Genomic DNA, 26,844 nt, shown 5'->3' on the forward strand with positions numbered 1-26,844 from the left:
TTGTTAAGCTCAATAAAACAGGTGTTCAGGATCTATTGATGACCCAAGATGCTCTAGAAAACAAGCGCAAGTACCCTCTCAAACCTCTGATCTTGATCACTCTCTTGGTGATGCTCTTGGCCATCTGGTACCTCACCAGCTACCTCGGCCAACGCCAGACCGGAGATGTCCACTGGCACGCTGCCGCTGAAGCCTGTGAACCACCTTCAGAAAGCTGTCAGGTTGAACTGGATGCTGGGCGCAGCCTAACGTTTGAAATGCTGACCGCCAACCCCAGACCCGTTGAAGTCTTACCTGTCCAAGTGGTCCTGGAAGGCTTCACAGAAGCAGAACTGGAAGCCCTGACCCTGGAGCTGGATTTACAGGGACGGGATATGTATATGGGCTATAACCGTACCCAATTCGAGCATCAGGGCGAAGGCCTCTTTACAGCAACCCCCTTACTGGGCATTTGCACCGATGAAGTCATGGTCTGGCGGGCCAGCGTTTTGGTTCACCCCCCCAGAGGCCAGAGTTATGGCAGCCATTTCGACTTTACGGTGACTCAGCGGAATAACCGCTGAGCAGAGTTTTCCAAATCCCTCTTAAGGCTTCAACCTGTGGCCCTTCACGTGTATCAAAGGCGCTCGACTCATACCCCCACCAATCCCAGCAACCCTTGGGGTTGGTCAAGCTGCTGTCAATCTGCGGGAAGACCATAACCAACTGACGCGCATCGGCTTCCTGCAGATAACCACTTTTTTCAATAAATGACTGGCCGACTTTTTCAGCGGCTTGCTCACAGCCATGAAGCACCATTTTCAGGCCACACTGGGCTTCTTCCTGGCACTCAGGTGGCCGATAGAGATAACCAAAATCAGCCATACCCCGGCTTGCTTCACTAAAGGGCTTCTGACTGAATTTTTGCAATTCACCCTGGGGTTGATCCCTTAGTGAGTGAGTTCGCTGTCCATCCAGGTGATCCAGACTTTGAGCGGCACCGGAAAAACCGCAAGCATTCACAAAAGGGCTTGCCGTTCTTTGACAGGCAACGCCTTTATCCAGCGTTGGGAAACCATGACCGGCCCGTCGGCCCTGGGTAACCAGCAACTGCTCACCGGGTACCAGTTGCTGGTAGAACTCAACCACGGCTTGGCTTACAGCGGCATGAATCACTGGGTCGGCTTCTGCCTGATAAATAAAGACCCGATGCTGCTGAAGCTGTTGCAAGTCACCAACCTGACCGGCTTCCGAAGTTTCTCTTAATTGCTCCAGTAAGCGCGAGGTGTTGGGCCTGCCCCGAGTAACCGCCATACACTGTAGAAGCGCAGCATTCACTCCTCGCCTGGCACAACCATAGGGGCCGGCTGCAAAAATTGCAGCTCCTTGCACTTCTTCTGGCCAAGCCATTTGCAACTGCTGAGCCATATAGCCACCAGAAGAGAGGCCGGCAACGTAAAAGCGATCCGCATCCAATTCCAGGCTGGGCAGTTGCGGATAAGAATCAGCACCTCGGCCACAGGCACTCAGTAGCCCCAGCAAGAAGACCAGCAACAACCCAGATAAGACTTTTTTAGTCAGCATCATTCTTCATCCGTAATCAAGAACTTTTCCAAAACCTGATTCAACCAGCGCCAGCCCAATTCACTGCACGCCAAACGATCAGGGTCTTGTGTCCATAAACCCTGCTGCTGTAGTGCCAGGATCAAGGGCTTTAAAGCGTCAACGGGTAAACCAGTGCGCTCAGAATAGAGCTGGGCAGCGACGCCCTCTTTGAGTCTAAGTGCGTTCATCATAAATTCTACTGGACGCTGGTCAGCAGTAATCATCTCACTTCCAGCCAGGAAGTCCCGCCCTTCAAGTAGGCGTGACAGATAGGCCTGTGGCTGACGGGTTTTCCAGCGTCTTTCCAACTGTAAGCCGCCTGCTTGCTGGGGGTCGGGGCGAGTCAACTTGCCGTGAGCACCTGCACCCAGTCCGAGATAATCACCAAACTGCCAGTAGTTCAAATTATGCTTGGCTTGAAACCCAGGCAGGGCATAAGCAGAAACTTCATAGTTTTGGTAACCGGCTGCTGATAAAAGCTCAGCACCTGCATCCTGAATTTCTACCAGGAGATCTTCTTCCGGCAATACGGGCGGTCTGCGGAAAAACTCGGTATTCGGTTCCAGGGTCAACTGGTACCAGGACAGATGCTTGGGCTGTAAAGCCAGGGCCTGCTGAAGATCAGCAAGCGCCAGTTCTGGGGTTTGTTGTGGCAGGCCGTGCATCAAGTCCAGATTAAAGTTATCAAAGCCAGCCAGAAGGGCTGCTTCGGCCGCATGAATTGCTTCCTTGCCGGAATGAATGCGCCCCAAAGCCTGTAGTTGAGGGGTTGCAAAGCTCTGCACACCCATCGACAAACGATTGATACCTGCCGCCCGATAACCTGTGAAGCGACTTTGCTCAACGGTTCCCGGATTAGCTTCCAAAGTAATTTCACAGTCAGCGCTCAGTTGCAGGCGTTGCTGCAAGCCCTCAAAAAAAGCTTCATAACCAACTGGTGACATCAAGCTGGGCGTTCCGCCACCAAAAAAGATTGAGGTTAGAGGTCTTTGCTGTAACTCCGGCCAGGCTCGAATTTCATGATCAAGATCGGCCAATAGGGCAAGTACATAGTCTTTTTCTGTTGCCGCATCCAGACCCTCAGTCGCTTCTGATTTGGAGAGAGTATGGGAATTGAAGTCACAATAGGGGCACTTGCGTACACACCAGGGGATATGTACGTAGAGTGCCAGCGGTGGTAGGCTCACTTGGGAGCATGCGCCTGGAGCGCTTCAACAAGAAGTTGGCTGGCCCGGCCTCGGTGAGAAACCCGATTCTTTTCTTGCTTGGGCAGCTCTGCCGCTGTTTTGCCCAGGTCAGGCAGCCAAAACAGCGGATCATAGCCAAACCCGCCTTCACCACGAGGTTCGGTCAACACCCGGCCTTCCCAACTGGCTTGAATAATGATTGGCGTGGGGTCTTCGGCAAAGCGTAAAAAAGCCAGCACACACCAGTAGCGCGCACTACGCTCAGCTTCGGGTAGACCCTTGAGGCTGTTTAAAAGCTTGGTATTGTTCTCGGCATCGGAGCTTCCCGGTCCGGCAAAGCGTGCAGAGTAAATTCCCGGCGCTCCCTGGAGAGCATCCACTTCGATTCCTGAGTCATCAGCCAAAGCAGGGAGGCCTGTTGCCTGGGCCGCATTTCTGGCTTTGATCAATGCGTTTTCTACAAAGGTTAATCCCGTTTCTTCAGCTTCCTCAACCTGGTAGCTACTTTGAGCTTCAACCTGCCAACCCAAAGGCTGCAAAAGCTCAGAAAATTCTTTCAATTTGCCAGCATTGCCACTGGCCAGAATCAAACGCGACATCGGCTAATCACTCAATATATAAACGACGAATAAAGTGCAGTTCTTCAGCGGGCTGCCCCGACTGATAGGTTACTCTCAGATTGAATCGCAAAGGCGTATCATGGCTGTAACGAAAACTGCTGATGGTTGAATAGCCATCCCCCTGACCTACCTCAACTTCCCGAAAACTCAAAGGGTTGATTTGCCCAGCCAGATTACCAACCTGGCCCGCCACTCTTGGCTGCTCCACCGGTAGCAAATTGCCTCCATCATCTTTTTTCATCACGGTAATGCGCAGCAAACCCATCCCTCGGCTGCGCGTCAGCCCATAGGCCTGAGCAAGCTGGGGTTCCAGAAAAGTGGTCGGCAGCACATCATAAAAGATGGTGTAATCTCCCACTTCCCGATAGTTGGACGTTTGAGCTTGAGCCGAAAAAGCCAGGCTTGCAAGTACTGCAAAAATCAGGATGTTGACCCACTTCATATTGAACCTCAATTTAATCTAGCGACTAATACGGTAGATCGCGACTTCACCAAAAAGGTTCGGCCAAAGACGGGCCTTCCAATGACCCTCATAAGCAAAATCACCCACGGCCTGATCCAGAATACGTATGCCTTTTTCTTCACAGAGCTCTTCAAAATCCTTGAAGGTAAAAAGGTGAATATTCGGGGTGTCATACCAGCTGTAAGGAAGCGTTTTTGACATGGGCATACGGCCTTTAAGTGCCAGGTGCAAACGGCAGGTCCAATGGGCAAAATTTGGAAAGGTCACTATGGCTTCGCGGCCGACACGAAGCATCTCATCCAAAGCCAGATCCTGACGTCTGAGCACTTGCAAAGCTTGGGTCATAATCACCAAGTCATAACTATCATCAGCAAAGTTTTTCAGGCCCCGGTTCAAGTCCTGTTCTATGACATCCACACCCAAACCGATACAGGCGGTAATCTTTTCCGCATCAATTTCCAACCCATAGCCTTTCACTTGTTTATGGGTTTCCAGATAATGCAAAAGGGTGCCATCACCGCAAGCCAGATCCAGAACCCTGGTCTGAGGTTTAACCCAATTGGCAATAATCGATAAGTCCTGGCGCATTAACGCTTCTCCCCAGCTTCAACTTCGGCAGCAACCTTTTGCATATAGGTTGTAAAAACAGCTTCATAGCGCTCATCAGGTATCAAAAATGCATCATGCCCATGCGAAGACTTAATCCGCGCATAGCTGACCCTCTGACCGGCAGCCGTTAAAGCATCAACCAACTCTTCCGAGCGTCTGGGTGAAAAACGCCAGTCGGTTGTGAAGCTAACCACTAAAAAGCGACAGCTCGCTTGGGCCAGGGCTTTGGGCAAATCACCTTGAAAATCGCTGGCAGGATCGAAATAGTCCAGTGCCTTGGTCATCAGTAGATAGGTATTGGCGTCAAAGCTTTCCGAGAAGGTGTCCCCTTGGTAACGCAAGTAGGATTCCACTTCAAAGTCAATATCATAACCATAATTTAGATGATCTTTACGCAGATCCCGCCCGAATTTTTCACCCATCGAATGCTCAGAAAGATAGGTAATATGCCCAACCATTCGTGCCAGTCTTAGGCCATAACGGGGAATGGTATTGAACTCCTGATAGCGCCCATCATGAAAATCAGGGTCGGTACGTATCGCCTGGCGAGCCACTTCATTAAAGGCAATATTCTGGGCTGTAAGTTTGGGTGTACTGGCAATAATCACAGCGTGGCGCAGGCGATCTGGGAAACGCAGTGACCATTCCAAAACCTGCATACCACCAAGACTACCACCAACCACTGCAGCCCACTGGCGAATACCCAAGCGGTCGGCAAGGAGGGCCTGAGAGTCCACCCAATCACCCACAGTCAGTACCGGAAAATCAGGTCCATAGGGCTTATTGGTAGCAGGATTAATTGAAGAAGGCCCGGTAGAGCCATGACAGCCTCCCAGATTGTTCAGGGAAACCACATAGAAGTGATTGGTATCTATCGGCTTACCTGGCCCAATATAACTGTCCCACCAACCCGGCTTGCGATCTTCAACCGAATGAAAACCGGCAGCATGATGATGACCGGAAAGAGCGTGACAAATCAGCACTGCATTGCTGGCATCTGCATTCAATTGGCCATAGGTCTCCACCATCAGTTGCCAACTTTCAAGATGGGAACCACATTCCAGCGCCAAAGGCTGGTCAAACTGCAAGGCTTCAGGGGTCACCAGACCGACCGAATCAGCAGGGAACTCGCGGGCAGAGGCAGAGTTGGAAGTCATCATCAGGCCAGAATCCTTTACTTTCAGGGCACGGGTGCCAAAAAACAAATAGCAGGCTAATCTAACATATTATCAGCCTTGCGGGTTAGCAGAGGGGCGCACTGGTTTACCCGCAGGCTAAGCTCAGTTAAAATAGGGGATTAACTTTTTCTCCCTTCCCTCACATTCCAGATTCGCAGGTTATCTATGCTACGTATCGTTGAAGAAGCACTCACCTTCGATGATGTCCTTTTGGTTCCCGGCTATTCCGACATCCTGCCAAAAGACGTCTCTTTGCAAACCCGCTTGAGCCGCAATATTCAATTGAACATGCCGCTGATTTCATCCGCCATGGATACCGTGACCGAAGCGCGTCTGGCGATTGCCATGGCTCAGGAAGGAGGTCTTGGGGTTATTCACAAAAGCATGACCATAGCTCAACAGGCTGCCGAAGTACGCAAGGTTAAAAAACACGAAAGTGTCGTCGTCAAGGATCCGGTCACAGTTGCTCCTACCACCAAAATTCACGAACTCCTGGCCATGGCTGAAGACTATGGCTTCTCAGGCTTCCCCGTTGTCGACAAGGGTGAGCTGGTAGGTATCGTCACCGGACGTGACCTGCGTGTCAAACCCCATGCAGGCGACACGGTTGCTGCAATCATGACGCCACAAGACAAGCTGATCACGGCCCTGGTCAACACGCCACTGGAGGATATCAAAGCTCGTCTTTATGAGCATCGCATTGAGAAGATGCTGCTCGTGGATGATGCCTTCCATCTGCGTGGCCTAGTGACCTTCCGGGATGTCGAAAAAGCCAAAACCTATCCTCTGGCAGCTAAAGATGAAAACGGCAGCCTGCGTGTAGGTGCTGCTGTTGGCACCGGCCCGGAAACACCTGAGCGGGTCAAAGCACTGGTGGAAGCCGGTGTCGATGCCATTATCGTTGATACTGCTCACGGCCACTCCAAGGGTGTTATTGACCGGGTTCGCTGGGTCAAAGAAAACTTTCCCCAGGTCGATGTGATCGGTGGCAATATCGCCACGGCTGAAGCAGCAATAGCTCTGGCTGATGCAGGTGCTGATGCTGTTAAAGTCGGCATAGGTCCTGGTTCTATCTGCACCACACGCATCGTTGCGGGTGTTGGCGTACCTCAAATTTCTGCGGTTGCCAATGTCACTGAAGCACTCAAGCCTTATGGCATCCCCGTGATTGCCGATGGCGGCATCCGTTTTTCTGGTGATCTGGCCAAAGCCATAGCCGCAGGCGCTCATGTGGTCATGGTTGGCGGTCTTCTCGCTGGCACTGAGGAAGCACCAGGTGAGATCGAACTCTACCAAGGCCGGACCTATAAGGCTTACCGGGGCATGGGTTCGATTGGAGCCATGGGACAGACAGAAGGCTCTTCAGACCGCTACTTTCAAGACAAGGATGCCGGTGTCGAAAAACTGGTTCCCGAAGGCATTGAAGGCCGCGTACCCTACAAGGGTGCGATGAGCGCCATTGTCCACCAATTGATGGGTGGCCTGCGTGCTTCTATGGGTTATACCGGCAGCCGCGATATAGAAACCATGCGCACCAAACCCAAGTTCACCAAAATCTCCAATGCCGGCATGCGCGAGTCTCATGTCCATGACGTGCAGATCACCAAGGAAGCGCCCAACTACCGGGTCAGCTAACAGGACAAGCTCATGCAAGATATCCATGCTTACAAAATTCTGATTCTTGATTTTGGCTCCCAGTACACCCAACTGATTGCTCGTCGGGTGCGGGAAATTGGCGTCTACTGTGAAATTCGCGCTTTTGATTTGAGCGATGAAGAAATCCGCGAATTTAACCCCCAGGGCATTATTCTGGCCGGGGGCCCTGAGTCAGTTCCAGAACCCGGCTCACCCCGCGCTCCTGAGGCAGTTTTCACACTGGGTGTACCTGTTCTGGGTATTTGCTATGGCATGCAAACCATGGCTGCTCAACTGGGTGGCTCCGTTCAGGGTTCCAAGGTTCATGAATTTGGCTACGCCCAGATTCAGTTGGAAGCTGAAAGTGGCCTCTTTGCCGATATCAAGGATCACGTTGCCGAGAACGGCCAGGGCCTGCTGGATGTCTGGATGAGCCATGGTGACAAGGTTGATCAGTTGCCACCTGAATTTGTCATCACTGCGGCCACACCTAGCTGCCCCATTGCGGCTATGGCCTGCGAAGCCAAAAAATTCTATGGCGTTCAGTTCCATCCGGAAGTGACCCACACCCTGCAAGGTAAGCGTATTCTTGAGCGCTTCCTTTTGGATATCTGTCAGTGCAAAGCCCTGTGGACACCCGCACAGATCATTGAAGACCAAATTGCGCGTGTACGTGAGCAGGTAGGCAATCGCAAGGTTTTGCTAGGTCTTTCCGGCGGGGTCGATTCTTCGGTTGTTGCAGCGCTACTGCACCGAGCCATCGGTGATCAGCTCACCTGTGTCTTTGTCGATAATGGCCTCTTGCGCAAAAACGAAGGCGAACAGGTCATGGAGATGTTTGCCCGCAATATGGGTGTCAAAGTCATCCGTGCCGATGTTGAAAAGCTCTTCCTTGATCGCCTGGAAGGCACTGCCGACCCTGAAGCCAAGCGTAAAATCATCGGCAACACCTTCATCGATGTTTTTGATGCTGAAGCCAGCAAGCTCAAGGATGTTGATTTCCTGGCCCAGGGCACCATCTACCCGGATGTTATCGAATCTGCGGCAGCCAAAACCGGCAAGGCCCATGTTATTAAATCCCACCATAATGTGGGTGGCCTGCCTGAAACCATGCGCATGTCGCTGGTTGAACCTTTGCGTGAACTTTTCAAAGACGAAGTACGCAAAATTGGACTTGAGCTGGGCCTGCCTTATGACATGGTTTATCGCCACCCCTTCCCGGGTCCAGGTCTGGGTGTCCGCATTCTGGGCGAAGTCAAAAAAGAATACGCCGACATCCTGCGCGAAGCGGATGCCATCTTTATTGAAGAACTGCGTGCTGCCGGTTGGTATGACAAAACCAGCCAGGCTTTTGCCGTTTTCCTACCCGTGAAGTCCGTGGGTGTTGTCGGTGATGGCCGTCGCTATGAATGGGTTATTGCCCTGCGTGCGGTGGAAACCATCGACTTTATGACTGCCCGCTGGGCTCACCTGCCCTATGAGCTGCTGGAAAAGGTTTCCAACCGAATCATCAATGAACTCCCCGGTGTTTCTCGTGTCACTTATGATGTTTCCTCGAAACCTCCGGCGACCATTGAATGGGAATAACTGCATGACCTTCAGATTGTTTTTGCTTGCTTTGTGTTTGCTTGCCTTTTCTTCAACCAGCATAGCCAGCACTCAATCTGAAGGTTTCCACGACCCTTTAGAGCATCGTCTGACCCTGATCAAATCGCGCCTGATGATGACCCGGGAGCACTTTGCTTATTTTGATGGTTTCGAGCTACAACAAAGTGCTTCCGTAGAAGCCAACAACCTCATCCGCGCCCTGCAATATTCTCTCTGCCCGTTGAATGATGACCAACAGCAGGTGCGGCTACACCGCATTGAAACCTTTGGTATTTTTCTACGCATGGTCAGCCTTGCCGAAGGCTGGAGACCTGAACTGCCCGAAAGTGTTCCCGCCAATCAGTTTATGGGTTTACGCCTGCTGAAAGCCTGTCAGGATGGCCAGCATTACCGGGTATTGGAAGCTGCGCTGGAACTGGTGGATGATCAGAAAACCTGAATACTACATGCACCGAGCCTTGGAACTGGCTACCGAAGCGGGTGCAGCCGGTGAGGTGCCAGTCGGGGCCCTCGTTGTCGATTCACAGGGTGAGATTATCGGTAAGGGCCGCAATGCCTGTATCAGCGAGTGTGATGCCTCAGCCCATGCTGAAGTTCAAGCTATTCGTGAAGCAGGCAAGCGACTAGGAAACTACCGACTGACCGGATGCGACCTCTATGTCACCCTGGAACCCTGCACCCAGTGTGTTGGCACCCTGATCAATGCCAGAATCAGAAAGGTCTTCTACGGGGTCAAGGAGCCCCGTACAGGCGCTTTAGCATCAGTATGCAACCTCGCAGCCCAACCTTGGTATAATCATCAGCTGGAGGTCCAGGGCGGGCTTCTAAAGAAACAGTGTCGGGAATTGCTGGAAGACTTCTTCAAGCAACGGCGCTCGCTTTAAACTCAAGCCTCTCGAACAGAAGCTTCCATCACTTCTTCATCCAGATCCTCTTCCGGGCGTCTTTCAGGGAAAGCGGAAGCCTGTAGATCCGTCTCACCGATAATACAGTTGCGACCACATTCTTTAGCTGCATAAAGGGCCTGGTCAGCTCTGGCCATTACGTTTTCAAGGCTTTCTTCCGGAGCATACTGGGCAATTCCCACCGAAGTGGTGAGCTTCACTGTGGGATGATCTTCACCCACCTCAATGATCAGGCGTTCAATATCAGCCCGCAAACGTTCAGCGATACGTAGAGCTTCAAGTTCAGCCGTTTGCGCCAGCACGATTACAAACTCTTCGCCACCAATTCGGGCCACATAATCCACATCCCTCAAGCTATGGCGTATCTCACTGGCAACCTTAGCCAGCACCTGATCACCGACCCCATGACCAAAACGATCATTAACCTGCTTAAAGAAGTCCAGGTCGACAAACCCTATCGAAAACTCGTAGCCACCCCTGTCACTCAAACCTTTTTGGCGCTTAAGGATGCGCATCAAATGCCGCCGGTTGTAAAGCCCGGTCAGTTCGTCAGTTACGGCAAGCTCTTCAATACGCTGCATTGCCAAAGCCAAATGAGCATTGCGGTTTTTCAGAGCCATACGCAACCCACCTATTTCACCACCCAACAAACAGATACCTGTTACCGCCAACAAAAAAACCAAGGCTGTTAGTGTTTCATGAGGCCAATGGATATCAATCGGGCTAAAAGTAACCTGAGCAAATACCGCTAACCCATAGGCAACGACCAGAATTAAAGCAATAACCGGAAGACGGCGAGGGTGAAAACGAAAAACTGCAAACAACATAATTAACAGCAGGTTAATGACCAGCAGGCTACGGATTTCAGGAGCGGCATACATGACGTAGGTGCCAATAGCCAAATGCCAGCCTAACTGAGAAGACGTTAAACTAGGATCGGAGTAACGCAGGTTACGCCCCGAGAAAATAATCCAGGGAAAGAGCAAGTGACCTACAGAAACAATGAGCAGGAAGGCAATCAACTCGATAGGAGACCAGAATACATAGCCCAGATACCAAGCAACCATTAAAACCAAAATACTGGCAAAACCGGCTCCGGCAGCCATAAGTGACCTGCGCAGCCGCAATTTTTGTGCTACCTGCCTAGAAGCTGCCTTGGCAGCCTGAGAATCCATCTCCATTTCCACCTCTGAAACTATGCGACTTTTTGAGTTATTTTAGAGTCGCAAATTTTAATAACCAGGGTTTTCAACAGCAATCTTAAGGTTTGAATCAGCAAAAGCAAGCGCTTTTCACTCATATAACTCAGCTCAGAAGCTTTGCCAGTAATTTATTACAAAGGTTTCAGACAAAATCCATAGCACAAGTCATATTCGTTACATAAAACACACTTTTTATAGAAATCACCTCACAAAGTTGAACCTCTTTAAGTCGCAAGAGTCATAGCTTTTGCAAGGGAGAGAGTGCAAATAGTTTTGGCCCCGAGTTAAACTTCGGGGCCTTTTTTTATTCTATTGCGGGGTCCCCCTTGAAACATGAAAGCTTTGCCGAGCGTCTACTAAGCTGGTATCAGCATCAGGGACGCAAAAATTTGCCTTGGCAACAAAACCCAACACCTTACCGCGTCTGGGTTTCAGAAATCATGCTGCAGCAAACCCAGGTTGCGACTGTTATCGATTATTACCAGCGCTTCATGCAGAGCTTTCCCGATATTTTTACACTGGCTTCGGCGTCTCAGGAACAGGTCCTACACCACTGGGCCGGCCTGGGTTACTACAGCCGAGCACGCAACCTTCATCGCTGTGCTCAAATACTAGTTCAGGAATACCAGGGCCACTTCCCTCTTCAAGACCAAAAAGCCATGGAGGCTCTGCCCGGTATCGGCCCCTCAACTGCTGCCGCCATTATCGCTTTAAGTAGTGACCAAAGGGCCGTGATTCTGGATGGCAATGTCAAACGGGTGGTTGCCCGCTATTTTGCTCTGGAAGGTTGGCCCGGCAAAACGGCAATCAATCGTTTATTTTGGAAAAAAGCCGATGAACTAACCCCCGCTACCCGAGCTGCTGACTATACCCAGGCCATCATGGACCTGGGGGCTACCCTTTGCACTCCACGCCAACCTCAATGCAGCCAGTGCCCCGTTAAAGACCACTGCAAGGGGCTGCTGCAGGATAAGGTCAGTCAGTTACCCTCACCCAAGCCCAAAAAAGCCCTGCCTACCCAAGAACGGCATTTTTTGGTGCTCAACAAAAACTCCAAAGAATTGTTATTGCAGCAACGCCCTCAAGATGGCATTTGGGGTGGCCTCTGGTGTCTGCCTGATTTTACGACAAGAGAAGAACTTGAAGCCTGGCTTACACAAACCTATCCTCAGGCCCGACTTGAACACCAGGGCCTAGAACCTGTAAAACATGTGTTTAGCCATTACCGGCTACTCATTCGACCCTGGCAGGCCCACTTAGCCGACATTAGTGGAATTCAAGAAGAGGCCCAGACCTATTCACCAAGCATGGCACCGACTACCAGCCTCTGGTATAACCCCAGACAACCGGCAAATGTTGGTTTGCCTGCTCCCATCAAGAAACTTCTGGAAGGAATACAACTATGAGCCACACCGTTTTCTGCCGCAAATATCAAAAAGAACTCGAAGGGCTGGAACAGCCACCCATGCCAGGAGCTAAAGGGCAAGAACTTTACAACGAAGTTTCCAAGCAAGCCTGGCAGGATTGGCTGGAACATCAAACGCGCCTAATTAATGAAAAACATTTGAAAGTCTTCGAGCCTGAAACTCGCCAGTACTTACTGGAACAGATGGATAAATTCCTGGATAACCAGGAAACCGATCAGGCTGAAGGCTATGTCCCGCCTGAAAACTCCTAAGCATCTGAAGAAAAAATAAAAAGTTTTTAAAAAAGCGCTTGACGAAAAGCCTTCGGATCTATTTAATATGCACCCGTTGGCCAGATAGCTCAGTTGGTAGAGCAAGGGATTGAAAATCCCTGTGTCGGCGGTTCGATTCCGCCTCTGGCCACCACTTTTTAAGATGATCTGCTGGGGTATCGCCAAGTGGTAAGGCACCTGGTTTTGGTCCAGGCATTCGGGAGTTCGAATCTTCCTACCCCAGCCATCTTAATACCCTTCGCCGACATAGCTCAGTTGGTAGAGCAACTGACTTGTAATCAGTAGGTCCCGGGTTCGACTCCTGGTGTCGGCACCATTAAAACCCTGTATTATCAGGGTTTTTTTGTGCCCAAAAACCAACTCCGGCACCTACCTACCTCATAAACATCCTTCTTACATCTCAACCATAATCGCTCCATTAGAAAAACCTGTTATAGTTCAAGTTTTACTTTCACTCTGGAGCTCACAATGACCCTCAAAACCATCACTGTTGAAGCACAAATGCAGGAAGGCTTTGCCATTAAAAGCAATATCAATGGCCACCAACTCACCATTGATCAGCCTGAAGCAGCCAGAGGCAGCAACCTAGGCCCCACCCCTCTGGAGACTTTCCTTTTTGCTATTGCTGGCTGTGTTGGCACCCTGGGTCGCATTATTGCTATGCAAAGAAAACTAGAACTCAGAGGGATGCAGGTGGAAGTAGAGGGTGATTACAATCCCGCTGGATTACTCGGCAAGCCTACGGATGATCGCATCGGCTTTCAGAAAATCCGTATCAGCGCCCAGATTGATGCAGACATGACTGATGAAGAAAAACAGTCTTTCCTAGATGAAGTCTGCCACCGCTGCCCACTGCACGACAATATTAGTCTGGAAACCGAGGTTGTCCATCAGCTTAACTAAGCCAGGTTTGGACTTACCCCAGTACCATTGACACGCCCCAGCCTCACACAGAGCTGACGCCCCCTAAATGGCTGTGGCGTCTGTTTCTGTTGTAAAAGATTTCAATGTAGTCGAAGACATCGGCCCGCGCTAAGTCACGCGTTTTGTAGATACGCTTTTTGATGCGCTCTTTCTTCAAGCTGCTGAAAAATGACTCCGCTACCGCATTGTCCCAGCAATTGGCTCGGCGGCTCATACTGGGCACCAGAAGATGAGCTTTACAAAATCTGACCCAATCATCACTGCCATACTGCGAGCCTTGATCAGAGTGTATCATCACGGACTGGCGAGGCTTTCTTCGCCATACGGCCATCATCAAAGCGTCGAGGACCAGTTCCCGGTGCAGAGTCAGCTTCATTGACCAACCACCTTGCGAGAATACAGGTCGAGCACGATCACCAAGTACAGCCAGCCTTGCCAGGTGTAAATGTAGGTAATGTCAGTGACCCACACGTGATCCGGCTGATCAACAGTGAACTCTCTCTGCAATGCATTCGGAGCCACTAACGAAGGCCGTCCAGGAAAACGCGGTGAGCGCCGTAGATGCCGCCACTTGCTTCATAGGAATGTCGAATCAAGTCAAGCAGCCGCAGATCTTCAATGGCCCTGTCTGAAAGGGGCTTGTGCAGCCACTGGTAGCATCCCTCACGGGCAACGCTTAAAACCCGGCACATCGTCTTGATGCCGAATTAGGATCGATGCTCCAGAATGAACCGGTACTTTACTCGGGGTTTCTTGCAAAGTACCGAGCGGCATTTTTTAAAATGTCGCGCTCCTCTTCAGTTCGCTTGAGCGCGACTTCAATTTCAGAATTTCAGTTTTACCGGCTAACAGATCAGCCGCATGCTCGTCCGTATTGTCGGGCTTGATGGCTTTCACCCATTTATACAGGCTGTGGGTGCTGACACCCAGGCGCTCAGAAACTTCGGCAACCGAATAGCCTCGATCCACGACCTGATGGACGGCTTCTTCTTTAAACTCTGGGGTAAATCTGGGATGGTTCATGGCATTTCTCTTATGGCTAAATCATAGCTCAGGAGTGTCCACGACACTGGGGTAAGTCCATTTCTCCAGTTTTATCAAAGCTAACTTTAAGGTGCAAGTTTGCGCAGCTTAGCTCGCATTATTTGCGGGTTCAGTCCATTGGATGTTTGATATGGGTTAGTTGGGGGTGCAGCTAGGATTACTTGGAAATGGCCCGCTCGACAGGATTCGAACCTGTGACCTTCGCCTCCGGAGGGCGACGCTCTATCCAGCTGAGCTACGAGCGGTTTAATTCTGAGAGGCAGGCATTGTAGGGGTCTGCCTTTTATTTGTCCAGAGCCAGAAACAGGAAGCCTAGTCGCTTGTCCTGCCGTGGCGGCGAATGAACTGTTCGATCTGGCCGCGGCTGAGTTCACCAAAGTGGCGGTCGACCAGTTCACCTGCTTCGTTATAAAAGAGGGTTGCGGGTAATCCCGGGGCCTGGTAGAGCTGCATGGCTTCTTGGGCTGGGTCAAGGAAGAGGGCTGCGAATTCCAAGCCATCTTCCTGCAGGTATTCCTGAACGGCCAGTAAAGATTCACCCTGGTTGATTAGGACAACTTGTAGGCGATCATCCTCTTCGTAGCTTTCCAGCATGGGCATTTCACGCCGACAGGGTGGACACCAGGTCGCCCAGAGGTTTACGACCAGTGGCTCACCTTTAAAATCCGTCAGCTGAATTTCTTCACCTTCGAGGCTAAATACCTGAAGTCCGGGAAGCTGTTCGCCTGTTCCTGTGTTGGGTAAGAGCAGCAGAGTTCCCAAACCCAGCGCAGCGGCTGAAGCCAGGATGACCGCCCCTTGTTTGCGCAGTTGCTGATGACGGGACCAGTAAAAGCCACTAAAGATTAGTGCAGCCAGTAAGGCAGCCCACCAGCTGTAGCCAGGTTGCCAGAAATATACCAGCGTCCAGGGTTCACTCCAGTAGGCAGAAGGTGTCATGGCGGCGAAGCCAAGCCTTCCTCCCACTGCAGCAATCAGTGCGGTTAGCCATCCCCAACGGGCAATGCCGGGGTATTTTTTGTCGAGCACTTCACTGGTAACCACCAGCGCAAGCAGGGCGAAAATACCAGGCAGACGACTGAAAGGCAGCATCAGCGGCCCCAGGGTAATGGCATCCATAGTCAGCTCAGCTTAGCGATAGCGCATCAGTTCAGTTTCAGGATGCTCTTGCCTTGGCAAGCCGGTAATTTCAGCCAGGCGGGGCAAGCGCGGCATACCCGAGAGGGTTTTCAGTTCATCTTCCTCATCCAGCCAAACCCAGCCAGGCGTACCATTGATACCTAGGGATTGCATCAGGTCCATATTGGCTTGCAGCTGCTCACGGTGGTGATTTTCGATGGCGACATCCAGTTCAGCAACCGACTGACCAAAGTTTTCCATATTCAGGGCCAAAAGCTCTGCAGGTTGCTCAGCATCCAGGAGGGCAGCAGCGCGGTGGCGGCTATCCGGCTTTAGATAGGCAACAGGAATCCAACGAATTTCCGCACCTGCTTCACGGTAGGGTTGCATTGCCACCCAGGCCAATTGGCTGAAGGGGCAATTGGGATCAAAAAACATATAGAGGCTGAAGCGGGTTTCGGTTTGTCCATCTTCATTCTGGTAAAGGCTGGACTCAGTCAGGTAGTGGGCCGTTTCCATATCCTGCCACTCGGGCCGGGGTAGCCAACTGCGTTGATGCTCTTCGGTCAGATCCACGCCCTGAGCATCCAGGATCACCCCATTGATCAAGTATTCACCATCGGCTGTGGTATAAACCACCAAGTCCTTGCCATCAAAACTGACCACCCAACCAACGAGCGAGCGACCGACCGGAAAGTTCCTTACCACTTCAAGCCCTTGGTTTTCCAGGTGCTTGATGGGTTCAGGTTTTTCCAGAGCCGGGGTTACAGCTTCATCAGCCAGGCCAGCAGTGCTATCCTGAATGGCCTCAGGCGCTTGGCTAGCAACAGCCTGGGCTGAAAAGATCAGGCTGCCAACCAGCAGCGTCGCTGGAAGGATACGTGCAAAAATGGACATGTTAAAAGAAAACCTCCGGTAAAAAAGCCGTAAGGTTAGCCAGTTTAAGCCAAGCTGTCACCTGCGTACAGAATTCAACTCTTTGAGGTAAGCATGCTGAAAGATCCCCTACGTTTTTGGGCCATCATTTCCCAGGCTCTAGGTTTTACTTTGATCATATTTTTGGAAACCTGGATGGGTCGGGCTCAGGCGGGTTACTGGCAATTGCGTGTGCTTTTGGTGATGATTGCCATCGCCCTGGTGATCGCCGTCTTGCGCCTTTACCAGAACAAACGCTGGCAGAAGGAGCAAGAACGGCGGCGTCAGTTATTGCGTGAAGAGGAAGAAGACACGTCCGACTGAGTCAACACGGGCCAGTACACGAAGAAATAAATCAAGAGTGCCAGGCTCCACAAGCCAGCGGAGACTTGATAAGCCAGCAGTCCCAGCCACTGCACCGTTAGCACCCGGATGCAGGCCGCAGCCAGCAGCATAAGCAAAGCTAGGACGATCCACGGCGAAGCCTGCAAAGCCCGGCCCGTATGTCCCAGCCCAACGCGACTCATCATACTCAGGGTTAGCAGGCCCAAGCCGCCCACCGTCAAGGCATGAATCCCCAGATAGGGGTTAACCAACTCCAACATTCCCAGACCCCGCAATATCAAGCCAAAAACTAACCAGGCATAGGCCAGATAAAGACTCCACAATAGGGGCTTTTGCCAAACTCCCCGATCCCACCAAAGATAGAGCCGAGGCAATAACAAGGCGGCCAGTAAGAGGTTGATCAAACCAGACCAGGGCGTCATCGGCCAGAGCAGATGCACAGCAACCAATAAACCCAACAGCCAAGGTAGTGGGCGATCCAACCAGGCGTAGCTGTCAAAAGGCTGGCGTTGAAGGCCCAGTTGAATAAAAAACGGCAGCACCCGGTTAGCCACGGTCAGCATGATGATTAAAACTAAATCCAACCCAAGATGCACGCCGAGATGGCCCAGCCAACCGCTGCCCCAACCCAGTTTTCCGGCATGGCTTAAGCCAGCAGCCAGAAACAAGCCGGCCAATAAGAGCAGAAAAACCCGATTGCGCCACTCAGCTGCTTTAAGGGCAGGCCAAAGACTTATCCACAACCCCAGCCAGAACAGCAAATCCACCAGAGCGTAAAGCCAGCTCCAGTTGGAGATCAAGGGTACCAATCTGGCCAACAACCAGGCACCTGCCAATATCAACAAGGGAAGGCCATCCGGGGTTAGCTTGCCGGTCCAGCGCCTTACTGCGGTTAACAGGAAGCCAGCAATCACCGCCCCAGTATAGCCAAATAGCATTTCATGGCTGTGCCAGGCAAGAGGATCATTAACTCCGGGAAGCTGCAGTCCCCAGGTCAGCATCAGCAGCCAGACCAGCATTAAGCCGCTACCCAGAAGGGCTGCCAGTAAAAAGAAGGGCCTGAAACCCAGGCTAAACAGGGGGTGGAGGCTTTTCATGAGACGGCCTGCGCATCCAGGGTTTGGCCTGCAAAGAGCACCTCATTTTCAAGTTGGATATGCTGACTTAGCTCATCAATAAACTGCCCCAGCTCTTCGTAGAGGCTGGCCCAGGTCAGGCAGGCGTTGTTGGGTACTTTTAAAAAGCGGGTCAACGTCAGTAGGCGTTTCATGGATTGATCATGCTCTTGGTGTTCCATCAGCATGACACTGATGGGCCCTCGGGCTCGAGCATGCCCGTTATGACGCAGCATGGGAAAAAGAATTTGTTCTTCCTTCAACATATGACTATCCAGTTCCTGCTCCATGGAAATCAAATACTGAGTCAAACCTGCGGGGCATTCCGGGTGGTCGCCATGCGTTTGCTCTACTTTGCGGGCGAGCTTGATCAGGGTGGGCAGGTGCTCACGATGCCGGGCATGGTAGTTTTCAAGCAGGTGATCGATCAGTGCGGAAGTGGTTTCTTCGCTCCACTTTTGTGGCAAGACACTGGATATCATGAACGCGCTCCAAAAGGCTGAATTAAAAGGCTGGCTAAGTAGCTAATTACAAATAGCATGCCAATACCTTTTATCAGCCTTCCAGAAACTTTAGAGTCTTTTTAACCCATTTAAAAAGGGTGCAAAAGACCCCCTAAAGGTTGTTTCTACCCTGACAGCTTAGCGTGCCTGCAACCAACCCCAGTGCTTAAGGTCTCTTTCCAGGCTAACAGCCAATTGCTTCAAGGCCCCACTACCAGCGCGATCCGGTTGTTGCTGACTACGTGATCTGGCGGTGGCTATCCAGGCTGGAGTGACTGACTCGGCTTCCAACTGAAGGTTGAGTTGATAATAATAAAATTTGTTTGCCGGACCACTGGAACCCAACTGAGTCGCCATACCCATGGAGCTAGTACCGCCAATGCCGGTGCCTCCTCCAATGATAAAGCTGCTCCTGGGCTGCTCAGCCAGCTCGATTCTGTCTCTATCCAGGGTAACGACCAACACGGGGTAATGTTGTTCTTCCAAGGCCAGCAACAGGTCCTTTAGACCCAGGTCTTTCATACGCGTGGGTGTCAGAATGGCACGGGAAAAGGAAACACACTCGTCAAGGTAGGGGCTCAATTGCTCGCACAGGTAGTCTTCGACTCCAGGGCGACGCACCGGATCAAAACCGTCACCGGCCAGCAGGGTGAGGCGCTTCAGGGCTTCCGGGGTCACTTCTGGGTCAAGGGCGCTGTCTATATCCGCTCGACTGGCACAACCCGCAACCAGAACCACCATCAAAAGCAAAAACAATGAGCGCATTACTTACTCCTCCGATGAGACAAAACCAGCAACAGGAGGTTGGACAAGTAAAGTTGCCTTTTGTCTTTTTTAATCCAGCTTTTTACCCAGTATACTCAAGCTAACCGGGTGCTGCTTGATCCAAGCCACTTCAGGCAGCAGACCCCAGTTTTCAAAGCCCCTGGATCTAAACAAACGAACACTTGCTTCGTTATGAGCAAAGACAAAGGCCAGCAAGGAACGCAGCTGTAATTCTTTCGCTGCCTGCAAAGCTTCATCCAGCAATTGCTGACCCAGTTTGCGGCCCTGGTGTTCAGGATGCAGATAAATACTGATTTCAGCAGTTGAGGCATAGGCAGGACGGCCATAAAAATCACTTAAACTCATCCAACCCAGCAGTTGGTCTGCCTGCTCATAGACCCAAAGCGGTCGCTCCGGGCGCTGATGATCCAAAAACCATTGCCGACGTTCTTCCAGGGTCACAGGGTTGGTATCAGCCGTAGCCTTACCCTCTGGAATCGAAGCATTGTAAATGGCCAGGATTTGCGGCAAATCTTCTTCTACAGCCAGTCTTAATGACATAGATTCAGTCCAGGTATTCCAAAGCCAGGCCAGTATTGATGCGCATGCGCCAGTCATGGTGGCGGGAGTTATCTTGAACCATCCAACCACGGGCACGAACCTTTCGACCTTCAAGATTACGCAGTCTGGCTTCATCAAAGGCATCCAGATCAGCCTTGGGAACCTGCAGGGCGACCCGACCTTCCAGATTAATCCAGAGGTTGTCCCGGCTTTCGCCCAGGCGCACAACTCGACCATAAACAATTGCCGCCCCCTGAGTGGAAGCAGGCACTCTGGCTGAAGGAATGCCCGGTTGGTATTCATCCTGTGACCAAATACCCAAGCCCGCATCACGGGCCTGGTCTTCATAAGGGCGAAGGCATTCGGCATAGCTGACATTAGGGGCAATAAACACCTGCATCACATAGCCCTGTTCGAGCAGCAGGCGATTGATATTGCGCCCATCGGGCATAAACAGATAAGCCAGCAGGCGACCATGGCGGTCCCGGCTTTCTTCACCCAGGTGTAAAACCACCTGATGACCGGCTTCATCCATAAGACGGCGTAAGAAATCTCGCCCTTCAAGCGCATAGGGTTCATGCGGTTGACCCCCTCGCCCCAGTTCTGGCGCATCTATGCCGATCAGACGAACCCGGGTGCCATCGGCCAGGGTGAGGGTATCAGCATCATAGACATGGGAAACGGCTGCTGTTTGGTCTTGCTGTTGGATTGGACAGCTTTCTGCGCCAGCCTGGGCGGCAAAAGCAAATACAAAGACGAGTCCAGCAATCAGCAGCCTGAAGTTCACGTGTTAAACCTTCAAATATTTCATCAGCCCTTGTAGCTGAAAGAGTTTTTTAGGATCACCTTCAATTTTAACCTGACCTTCCTGAATAGCACGCATAAAGGCGTTCTTGTCTTTACTAGTCAGAGTTTGCCAGGCTTCAGCAGCACTTTGAAAAATCAGCTTCATTTGCGCATCCGGCAGCTCACCTGCCTGGCTGCTAACCGCTTGCGGCTGCAATTGAAAGGAGCGTCCCTGCCAGTCCTGCGTTTTGATTACAAAGTTCAAAGGCTCATTGCTCAGCTTTTCACGCAGCTCAGGCTGAGACTTATGGGCTTTTTTCAGTAACCGGCCCAGCATCCAAAGCAGGAATTTAAGACGCAACATGGATTCTTACCTCAAGTTAATCACAGAGCAGCCAGATTAAAACATCTGTTTAAAAAAGTCATCCAAGCAGCGGCGGCATCTCTTTAACCAATTGCACCTTGCGTCTGACCGCTTGTCCGGCCAAAGCAAAGCCCAGCAGCTGCCCTTCAGGGCTTAAAAAGCGCCCTTCGACCGCCTGTTCACTCTGCTCATACTCCCACTGACCTTCAGCTTTCTCGGGGGGAGGCGCTGCCACCACCGGGCAGCTGGAAGTTTTCACCAAAACCGGCAAAGCAGGCAGCTCAAGCTGAGCCTCCTTACCTGTCAGATGATCAGCCAGAGTCCGCGCACTGGCCATTAGTGGCTGCACATACATCAGGTTTTGGCCATCAATTTCAGCGCAATCCCCCAATGCATAGATAGCCGGATCAGAGGTTTGTAGCTGGCGATTGACCCTAATACCTCGATTCACGTCCAAACCGGCCTGTTCAGCCAGTTGGGTCCGTGGCCGCAAACCCAGAGCACTAATCACCACTTCGGCTTCCAGCAGCAGCCCTGACTCCAATTCCAAATGCCAGCTACCAGGCTGCCCATCAATTAGTTTGAAGCTTTCTTCTTTCAGCAGGGTTAGGCCCTTGTCGATCAGCGCTTGTTCCAAGGGCTCGGCAACGGGTGGAGGCAACAGACCCGGCAACAGACTACGACTGCGTGAAACCAGGGTGACCTCATAGCCTGCAGTCAGTAAATCCTGGGCCATTTCTACACCCACCAGGCCACCACCGATAACCGCAACCCTTTGCTTGCCCGCCAAATCCTGTCGAAAAACAAAGTAGTCATCAAGATCATTGATCGTGTGCAGGGCACCAGGAGGTGCAGGCAAATAATACGGCTCAGCACCCAAGGCCAAAACCAGGCGGGAGTAGCTGTAGCTTTGCTCATCCAGATGAACTACCTGGGCTTCACGGTCAATCGACTGAACTTCAGCGAAGGTGATGATTTGAATACCCAGCTTTTCCGCCTGTTCAGCAGGATCAGCAATAATCAGCTGCTCGGCTTCCTGCTTTTTAGCCAAGGCTGTGGATAGCAGAGGCTTGGAATAAAAGTGCCCGGAATCACGTGTAATCAGCAGCAGAGGAAGATCAGTCTGCCGGTTACGAAGCTCCAGGGCCAGCTGGTAGGCAGCCATACCTGAACCCAAAATAATCAGGGGATTGCTCTCGGTTGCTGTGGACATTAAATCTCCAGTGCTGTGTTAGAATCCGCTGCATTATAGAGTAAAGCCCTGGGGAGGGTACACGACCAGCATGCCTGTCACCGAAGAGCAACTTCTGCAACTAAACCACTGGCCTGCACCTGCCTGGCAGCCGGCCGCTTTTCTGACTGGAGCTCCCAGTGGTTCTTGGCGTAGCTGGTTGCAGGAAACCGGTTCCCTGACCCGTCGCTTGCAACACCAAGCCACGGGAAGTTTTAGGGTCAGGGTTTTAAGCCAGGGGGTTGCTCCTATTCAGGAAAGTGAACGCCAGTGGCTTCAAGTTCGCCAGCAAAGAGTTTGGGTTCGTCAGGTTCTCTTGGAAGTGGATGAACAACCCTGGGTGTTTGCGCGTTCCCTGTTACCTCTGGATAGCCGTGGCAGCCTGTTAAGACGCCTAACCCATCTGGGCGATCAAGCGCTGGGACATCTGTTGTTTGCCAGCCCTCAGGTTCGCCGGGGCCAACTGAACTTCTGTGCACCCGGTCAGCTGCCCTTGGATAGCCTTTGGGGTCGGGCGTCCTGTTTTTATGCTTCCTCCTTGAAGCTTCTGGTCGCTGAACACTATCTACCCGCCATGGCTGAGCGCCTGCAACTAACCACTACTGGAATTTTTGGAGACTGACAGGATGCCAACTGCTGCCAATACACCCTGGTATCAACGCCTGCCTGCTTTCATACGTTTGATGCGTTTGGATCGCCCCATCGGCACCTGGCTGCTGATGTGGCCCACCCTCTGGGCGCTTTGGTTTGCTGCTGAAGGTCTGCCTGATCTGAATATCCTGGTCATTTTTGTGTTGGGTGTTATTTTGATGCGTGCCGCTGGCTGTGTGATCAATGATTATGCCGACCGTAATTTTGACGGGCATGTTGAACGCACCCAGAAGCGCCCTCTGGCGACCGGTGAAGTTTCCGCACGCGAAGCCCTGATTCTGTTTGCGCTCTTAAGCCTTGCTGCCTTTATTCTGGTACTTTTTACCAATAGCCTGACCTTGCTACTGACGCCGGCAGGCTTGGCCCTGGCTGCCTGCTATCCTTTTATGAAACGCTACACCCACTTCCCCCAGGTAGTGCTGGGTGCGGCTTTTTCCTGGGCCATTCCCATGGCGTTTGCCGCACAAACAGCTAGCTTGCCACCCGCTCTCTGGCTTATTTTTGCTGCCAACCTGGTTTGGACCGTTGCCTATGACACGGCCTATGCCATGGAAGACCGTCCGGATGATCTGAAAATTGGTATTAAATCAACCGCCGTCTTTTTTGGCGATTATGACCGTTTAGCAATTGGTGTATTACAGCTGGCCACTCTGGGCTTGCTGATTGCTGCTGGTCTGACTTTTGAACGGGGTCTTTATTTCTTTATTGGCCTGGCCTGCATGGCTTTGCTGTTTAGCTGGCAACAGTGGCTGATCCGGGAGCGCCAGCGTGGTCCCTGCTTAGAGGCCTTCCTGAATAATCACTATGCGGGCATGTTGGTTTTTATCGGACTGGTTGTGGATTACCTGCTCAATTAAGCCCTGTCATCTTATTGTCATTTTTAAGGGGTGTAATGATGCTGAAACAACCGGATGCATTACAGGAATCCCTTATGAGCAACAAAACTGTTCTGATTGTCGATGATGAAGCCCCCATTCGCGAGATGATCGCTGTCGCGTTGGAAATGGCAGACTATGCCTACCTGGAAGCGGCTGATGCCATTGAAGCCCATTCTCAGGTAGTCGATCAGCAGCCTGATCTGATTCTGCTCGACTGGATGCTTCCGGGCACCAGCGGTATAGAACTAGCCCGCAGGTTGAAAAGAGACCCAGTAACAGCCGAGATCCCAATCATCATGCTGACCGCACGCAGTGAAGAGGATAATAAAATTCTCGGCCTGGAAGCCGGCGCCGATGACTATATCACCAAGCCTTTTTCACCTCGTGAACTGGTCGCCCGCTTAAAAGCCGTACTAAGAAGAACCACGCCACCCGGTGTTGAAGACCCGGTTGAAGTTGAAGGGCTGCGCCTTGATCCGGTCAGCCATAGAGTCACAGCCAACGGCAGTCCTCTGGAAGTTGGACCCACGGAATTTAGGCTCCTGCAGTTTTTTATGACTCACCAGGAGCGTGCTTACACTCGCAACCAATTGCTTGATCAGGTTTGGGGTGGCAATGTTTATGTTGAAGAGCGCACTGTGGATGTTCACATTCGCCGCCTGCGCAAAGCCCTGGGTGCCAGCCACGAACATTTGGTGCAAACTGTCCGAGGAACCGGTTACCGTTTTTCTACCCAGGCTTAATATCCAAGGATTTACTGCATGGCTCCAGCATTACGCAAGGAAATTAAAAATTTCCTGTTTTTTCTTTTGTTTGCTACAGCCATTGGCTGGTTCTTGGGTCTCGCTACCGAAGCTGCTTTAGCAATCAGCTTGTTGTTTCTAAGCCGCCACCTTTACCAACTCGGCAAATTGCTTCGCTGGCAACAAAAAAACCACCAGCTTCCACCTGAAGCTCAGGGAGTCTGGGGGGTAGTGTTTGATAATCTTTATACTTACCAACGCCAACAACAAAATCAGCAACTGCGCTTGAAGCAGGTTTTGGATCGCATTCAGGAATCCAGCCAGGCCCTAACAGATGGCGTGGTCATGATTGATTCCAAAGGTGAGCTTGAGTGGTGGAACCGGGCTGCGGAGCGCTTACTCGGCCTGCGCAGTCCCAGCGACCAGGGGCGGCCTCTAACCCACCTGATTCGCGAGCCCCGGTTTGTCGATTATTTTGAAAAACAAAGCTATCAAGAGCCTTTGATCCTCCCTTCACCCATAGCCGAAAGCCGCACCCTGGAATACCAGATCACTCTGTTTGGAGAAAATGACCGACTTTTATTGGTTCGTGATTTTACCCGGATGCAAAGGCTCGAACGTATGCGTCAGGATTTTATTGCCAATGTTTCTCACGAGCTGCGCACACCCTTAACGGTTCTTTCAGGCTATCTGGAAACCTTCAGCGACCATGCCGAGCAGCTACCCACCAAGTGGCAGCGCGGGCTAACCCTAATGCGCCAGCAATCGACCCGCATGGAGCATTTGGTTGAAGATCTGTTAACCCTGTCACGTCTGGAAACCAGTGATTTGGAAACAGCTGTCGAACCGGTTGCTATCGATCAGTTACTAGACAGCATCCGTTGTGACGCTCTGGCCTTGTCGGGCAATCAGCACGAAATCTCACTGGATGTGGATCGCCAATTACGCATTCATGCATCCGATAAAGAATTACGCAGTGCTTTTTCCAACCTGATCTTCAACGCCATCAAATATACGCCGCCGGGCAGCCATATTCAGATTCGCTGGTACCATGATCGCGCCGGTGCTCATTTGGAAGTAACCGATGACGGACCAGGGATTGATCCTCAGCATTTACCCCGTCTGACCGAGCGCTTTTATCGGGTTGATCAGGGCAGGGCGACTAGCACCGGGGGAACCGGCTTGGGGCTGGCTATCGTCAAGCATGTGATGCTGCGCCATCAGGGACGCTTAAGCATTTCCAGTGAGCAGGGTATGGGCAGCTGTTTTACCTGCCATCTTCCAGTTACCCGTATTTTTCTGGTCAGCCCTTAAGCCTGGGAATTTAAAAGCTGCGTAAAGGCTTCAGTAGTTTCGGTATCCTGCTTTAAAAAGTGAACCCGAACAAACAAATTATCCGTATTCGGGTTGCGCTCCGCCAGCTGCAAACTGGCGACATAGCCTTTTAAACTCAGCTTTTGCGGTGGGTCTTCATCGGTGGTCATCAGCCCCAGCTGTACTGGACTGCCAATTTCGGGCAGCACTTCACTGCGCTTGACCAATACCAAAGCCTCTCGCCGGTCCAGATCCCGTAGAGCAGCAGGAGCACGCGCTTCCCCTTGCATTAACAAAGCCTTCAGACTGTTAGCCTGACGCTTACTGGCCTTGTTAGCAGGCGCCTTACTGGCAGCCAGCACCTCGGCACCACCGGAAGCAGCAATTCTTTCTTTACGAACCAGGCTGGCTGCTTCTTCCTGCGTCAAACGGCCACTTTTAATCAGTTGCTTCATCACCTTGTTAAACAACTGCTCTGGGGTAAACGGCTTGGCAATATAATCATCAACGCCGGCTTCCACTGCCTGAACCACGTTATCTTTTGAATCCAGGCTGGTGACCAATATAAAGGGTTGATCTTTGAGGTTTTCTTCACTGCGCACCCATTTCAGGAGCTCCAAACCATTCATTTCTGGCATTTCCCAATCACAGAGCACCAGGTCAAAAGAATGGCGCTGCAACATGGCCTGACCCCGACGGCCATTATCGGCTTCCATAACCTCAAAAGATGAATACTGAGAGCGCAGAGTCTTAAGGACCAGATGACGTATAAACTTGTCATCATCAATAGTCAGTAGTCGAATTTTTTTCATGGGCACCTGGAAATTGCTGCATTCAAGAACACAATGCTAATGGTTTTTTAACAGCATGTCTTTAGTCGCTCTATGTCATCAAGC

At 51.5% G+C, this 26,844-nt stretch carries 30 protein-coding genes, 4 tRNA genes and 1 pseudogene; 16 read left to right on the plus strand and 19 right to left on the minus strand.

Features of this window, described 5'->3' with window-relative positions; translation table 11 throughout:
* Positions 1 to 38 precede the first annotated feature (38 nt).
* Positions 39 to 563: a hypothetical protein gene (locus tag BM185_RS09645; RefSeq protein ID WP_091962800.1), complete on the plus strand. Its 525-nt coding sequence runs from the start codon at positions 39 to 41 to the stop codon at positions 561 to 563.
* On the opposite strand, the gene BM185_RS09650 is transcribed toward BM185_RS09645, so the two are convergent.
* From BM185_RS09650 to metX, 6 genes are read right to left on the minus strand one after another with little or no spacing between them, the layout of a single operon-like run.
* Positions 535 to 1,566, minus strand: a complete 1,032-nt coding sequence (locus tag BM185_RS09650) for an extracellular catalytic domain type 2 short-chain-length polyhydroxyalkanoate depolymerase (RefSeq protein WP_091962803.1) — start codon at positions 1,564 to 1,566, stop codon at positions 535 to 537. The genes BM185_RS09645 and BM185_RS09650 overlap by 29 nt on opposite strands.
* On the minus strand, positions 1,563 to 2,771 hold the full coding sequence (hemW, locus tag BM185_RS09655; RefSeq protein ID WP_245751746.1) for a radical SAM family heme chaperone HemW: 1,209 nt from the start codon (positions 2,769 to 2,771) through the stop codon (positions 1,563 to 1,565). Before hemW ends, BM185_RS09650 begins: the two co-directional genes overlap by 4 nt.
* Positions 2,768 to 3,370, minus strand: coding sequence for an RdgB/HAM1 family non-canonical purine NTP pyrophosphatase (gene rdgB / locus BM185_RS09660; protein ID WP_091962806.1), 603 nt, complete (start codon positions 3,368 to 3,370; stop codon positions 2,768 to 2,770). Before rdgB ends, hemW begins: the two co-directional genes overlap by 4 nt.
* Before the next feature lie 7 nt (positions 3,371 to 3,377).
* Positions 3,378 to 3,833 (minus strand): DUF4426 domain-containing protein, encoded by a 456-nt coding sequence (locus BM185_RS09665; RefSeq protein ID WP_091962809.1) that lies wholly within the window; start codon positions 3,831 to 3,833, stop codon positions 3,378 to 3,380.
* Positions 3,834 to 3,851: 18 nt separating this feature from the next.
* Positions 3,852 to 4,442: a methionine biosynthesis protein MetW gene (gene metW / locus BM185_RS09670; RefSeq protein ID WP_091962813.1), complete on the minus strand. Its 591-nt coding sequence runs from the start codon at positions 4,440 to 4,442 to the stop codon at positions 3,852 to 3,854.
* Positions 4,442 to 5,623 (minus strand): homoserine O-succinyltransferase MetX, encoded by a 1,182-nt coding sequence (gene metX / locus BM185_RS09675; RefSeq protein WP_091963865.1) that lies wholly within the window; start codon positions 5,621 to 5,623, stop codon positions 4,442 to 4,444. The genes metW and metX overlap by 1 nt, the downstream gene beginning before the upstream one ends.
* A gap of 183 nt (positions 5,624 to 5,806) precedes the next feature.
* Here metX and guaB point away from each other — a divergent pair, with 183 nt between their 5' ends.
* From guaB to tadA, 4 genes are read left to right on the plus strand one after another with little or no spacing between them, the layout of a single operon-like run.
* A complete protein-coding gene (guaB, locus tag BM185_RS09680; protein WP_091962816.1) occupies positions 5,807 to 7,276 on the plus strand; it encodes an IMP dehydrogenase in 1,470 nt (489 codons plus the stop codon).
* A gap of 12 nt (positions 7,277 to 7,288) precedes the next feature.
* The gene (gene guaA / locus BM185_RS09685) at positions 7,289 to 8,863 is read left to right on the plus strand and encodes a glutamine-hydrolyzing GMP synthase (RefSeq protein WP_091962819.1); all 1,575 of its coding nucleotides are present in this window, start codon (positions 7,289 to 7,291) and stop codon (positions 8,861 to 8,863) included.
* 4 nt (positions 8,864 to 8,867) lie between these two features.
* A complete protein-coding gene (locus tag BM185_RS09690) occupies positions 8,868 to 9,323 on the plus strand; it encodes a hypothetical protein (RefSeq protein ID WP_091962822.1) in 456 nt (151 codons plus the stop codon).
* Entirely contained in the window at positions 9,307 to 9,768 is a 462-nt protein-coding gene (gene tadA / locus BM185_RS09695; RefSeq protein ID WP_342713692.1) for a tRNA adenosine(34) deaminase TadA, read from the plus strand. The genes BM185_RS09690 and tadA overlap by 17 nt, the downstream gene beginning before the upstream one ends.
* A 2-nt stretch (positions 9,769 to 9,770) precedes the next feature.
* Here tadA and BM185_RS09700 read toward each other — a convergent pair whose 3' ends face one another.
* Complete coding sequence (locus BM185_RS09700; RefSeq protein ID WP_177203526.1) at positions 9,771 to 10,964, minus strand: GGDEF domain-containing protein; 1,194 nt, start codon at positions 10,962 to 10,964, stop codon at positions 9,771 to 9,773.
* A 353-nt stretch (positions 10,965 to 11,317) separates the two neighbouring features.
* Here BM185_RS09700 and mutY point away from each other — a divergent pair, with 353 nt between their 5' ends.
* From mutY to BM185_RS09730, 6 genes are all read left to right on the plus strand, one after another.
* Positions 11,318 to 12,397, plus strand: coding sequence for an A/G-specific adenine glycosylase (gene mutY / locus BM185_RS09705; RefSeq protein WP_091962827.1), 1,080 nt, complete (start codon positions 11,318 to 11,320; stop codon positions 12,395 to 12,397).
* Positions 12,394 to 12,669 carry an oxidative damage protection protein gene (locus BM185_RS09710; protein ID WP_091962829.1) on the plus strand — a complete coding sequence of 92 codons (276 nt, stop codon included), beginning with the start codon at positions 12,394 to 12,396 and terminating at the stop codon, positions 12,667 to 12,669. Before mutY ends, BM185_RS09710 begins: the two co-directional genes overlap by 4 nt.
* Before the next feature lie 78 nt (positions 12,670 to 12,747).
* Positions 12,748 to 12,823, plus strand: a tRNA-Phe gene (locus BM185_RS09715).
* Positions 12,824 to 12,841: 18 nt separating this feature from the next.
* Positions 12,842 to 12,916 (plus strand) — tRNA-Gln (locus BM185_RS09720).
* Between the two features lie 14 nt (positions 12,917 to 12,930).
* Positions 12,931 to 13,006, plus strand: a tRNA-Thr gene (locus BM185_RS09725).
* Between the two features lie 152 nt (positions 13,007 to 13,158).
* A complete protein-coding gene (locus BM185_RS09730; protein ID WP_091962832.1) occupies positions 13,159 to 13,593 on the plus strand; it encodes an OsmC family protein in 435 nt (144 codons plus the stop codon).
* A 43-nt stretch (positions 13,594 to 13,636) separates the two neighbouring features.
* Here BM185_RS09730 and BM185_RS09735 read toward each other — a convergent pair.
* From BM185_RS09735 to dsbG, 4 genes and pseudogenes are all read right to left on the minus strand, one after another.
* Positions 13,637 to 14,637 (minus strand): annotated as a pseudogene (locus BM185_RS09735) (IS3 family transposase).
* Between the two features lie 189 nt (positions 14,638 to 14,826).
* Positions 14,827 to 14,903, minus strand: a tRNA-Arg gene (locus BM185_RS09745).
* 67 nt (positions 14,904 to 14,970) lie between these two features.
* A complete protein-coding gene (locus BM185_RS09750) occupies positions 14,971 to 15,777 on the minus strand; it encodes a TlpA disulfide reductase family protein (protein WP_091962837.1) in 807 nt (268 codons plus the stop codon).
* 12 nt (positions 15,778 to 15,789) lie between these two features.
* Complete coding sequence (dsbG, locus tag BM185_RS09755; protein ID WP_091962840.1) at positions 15,790 to 16,674, minus strand: thiol:disulfide interchange protein DsbG; 885 nt, start codon at positions 16,672 to 16,674, stop codon at positions 15,790 to 15,792.
* A gap of 93 nt (positions 16,675 to 16,767) precedes the next feature.
* Here dsbG and BM185_RS09760 point away from each other — a divergent pair, with 93 nt between their 5' ends.
* Positions 16,768 to 17,016: a hypothetical protein gene (locus BM185_RS09760; RefSeq protein WP_091962843.1), complete on the plus strand. Its 249-nt coding sequence runs from the start codon at positions 16,768 to 16,770 to the stop codon at positions 17,014 to 17,016.
* Here the strand turns inward: BM185_RS09760 and BM185_RS09765 are convergent.
* The 7 genes from BM185_RS09765 to BM185_RS09795 form a co-directional block, all read right to left on the minus strand.
* Complete coding sequence (locus tag BM185_RS09765; RefSeq protein WP_091962846.1) at positions 16,977 to 18,134, minus strand: NnrS family protein; 1,158 nt, start codon at positions 18,132 to 18,134, stop codon at positions 16,977 to 16,979. The genes BM185_RS09760 and BM185_RS09765 overlap by 40 nt on opposite strands.
* A complete protein-coding gene (locus BM185_RS09770; RefSeq protein ID WP_091962849.1) occupies positions 18,131 to 18,634 on the minus strand; it encodes a hemerythrin domain-containing protein in 504 nt (167 codons plus the stop codon). Before BM185_RS09770 ends, BM185_RS09765 begins: the two co-directional genes overlap by 4 nt.
* Before the next feature lie 159 nt (positions 18,635 to 18,793).
* Positions 18,794 to 19,420, minus strand: coding sequence for a hypothetical protein (locus tag BM185_RS09775; protein WP_091962851.1), 627 nt, complete (start codon positions 19,418 to 19,420; stop codon positions 18,794 to 18,796).
* Positions 19,421 to 19,489: 69 nt separating this feature from the next.
* Complete coding sequence (locus BM185_RS09780) at positions 19,490 to 19,981, minus strand: GNAT family N-acetyltransferase (protein WP_091962854.1); 492 nt, start codon at positions 19,979 to 19,981, stop codon at positions 19,490 to 19,492.
* A gap of 4 nt (positions 19,982 to 19,985) precedes the next feature.
* Positions 19,986 to 20,768 carry a thermonuclease family protein gene (locus tag BM185_RS09785; RefSeq protein ID WP_091962856.1) on the minus strand — a complete coding sequence of 261 codons (783 nt, stop codon included), beginning with the start codon at positions 20,766 to 20,768 and terminating at the stop codon, positions 19,986 to 19,988.
* Positions 20,769 to 20,771: 3 nt separating this feature from the next.
* Positions 20,772 to 21,131, minus strand: a complete 360-nt coding sequence (locus tag BM185_RS09790) for an SCP2 sterol-binding domain-containing protein (protein WP_091962859.1) — start codon at positions 21,129 to 21,131, stop codon at positions 20,772 to 20,774.
* A 58-nt stretch (positions 21,132 to 21,189) separates the two neighbouring features.
* Positions 21,190 to 22,344, minus strand: coding sequence for an FAD-dependent oxidoreductase (locus tag BM185_RS09795; protein ID WP_091962861.1), 1,155 nt, complete (start codon positions 22,342 to 22,344; stop codon positions 21,190 to 21,192).
* A 70-nt stretch (positions 22,345 to 22,414) separates the two neighbouring features.
* On the opposite strand from BM185_RS09795, the gene BM185_RS09800 reads away from it, so the two are divergent.
* The 4 genes from BM185_RS09800 to phoR all read left to right on the plus strand — a co-directional run bounded on the left by BM185_RS09800 (position 22,415) and on the right by phoR (position 25,948).
* On the plus strand, positions 22,415 to 22,984 hold the full coding sequence (locus tag BM185_RS09800; RefSeq protein WP_091962864.1) for a chorismate--pyruvate lyase family protein: 570 nt from the start codon (positions 22,415 to 22,417) through the stop codon (positions 22,982 to 22,984).
* Between the two features lie 4 nt (positions 22,985 to 22,988).
* The gene (gene ubiA, locus BM185_RS09805) at positions 22,989 to 23,870 is read left to right on the plus strand and encodes a 4-hydroxybenzoate octaprenyltransferase (protein ID WP_091962866.1); all 882 of its coding nucleotides are present in this window, start codon (positions 22,989 to 22,991) and stop codon (positions 23,868 to 23,870) included.
* A gap of 74 nt (positions 23,871 to 23,944) precedes the next feature.
* On the plus strand, positions 23,945 to 24,634 hold the full coding sequence (gene phoB / locus BM185_RS09810; RefSeq protein ID WP_091963870.1) for a phosphate regulon transcriptional regulator PhoB: 690 nt from the start codon (positions 23,945 to 23,947) through the stop codon (positions 24,632 to 24,634).
* Positions 24,635 to 24,652: 18 nt separating this feature from the next.
* Positions 24,653 to 25,948, plus strand: a complete 1,296-nt coding sequence (gene phoR / locus BM185_RS09815) for a phosphate regulon sensor histidine kinase PhoR (RefSeq protein WP_091962869.1) — start codon at positions 24,653 to 24,655, stop codon at positions 25,946 to 25,948.
* Here phoR and BM185_RS09820 read toward each other — a convergent pair.
* Positions 25,945 to 26,760, minus strand: a complete 816-nt coding sequence (locus tag BM185_RS09820; protein ID WP_091962871.1) for a response regulator — start codon at positions 26,758 to 26,760, stop codon at positions 25,945 to 25,947. The genes phoR and BM185_RS09820 overlap by 4 nt on opposite strands.
* Between the last annotated feature and the right edge of the window lie 84 nt (positions 26,761 to 26,844).

Origin of the sequence: Marinospirillum celere (genome assembly GCF_900112235.1) — a bacterium.
In the GTDB taxonomy this organism is placed as follows: Bacteria; Pseudomonadota; Gammaproteobacteria; order Pseudomonadales; family Halomonadaceae; genus Marinospirillum; species Marinospirillum celere.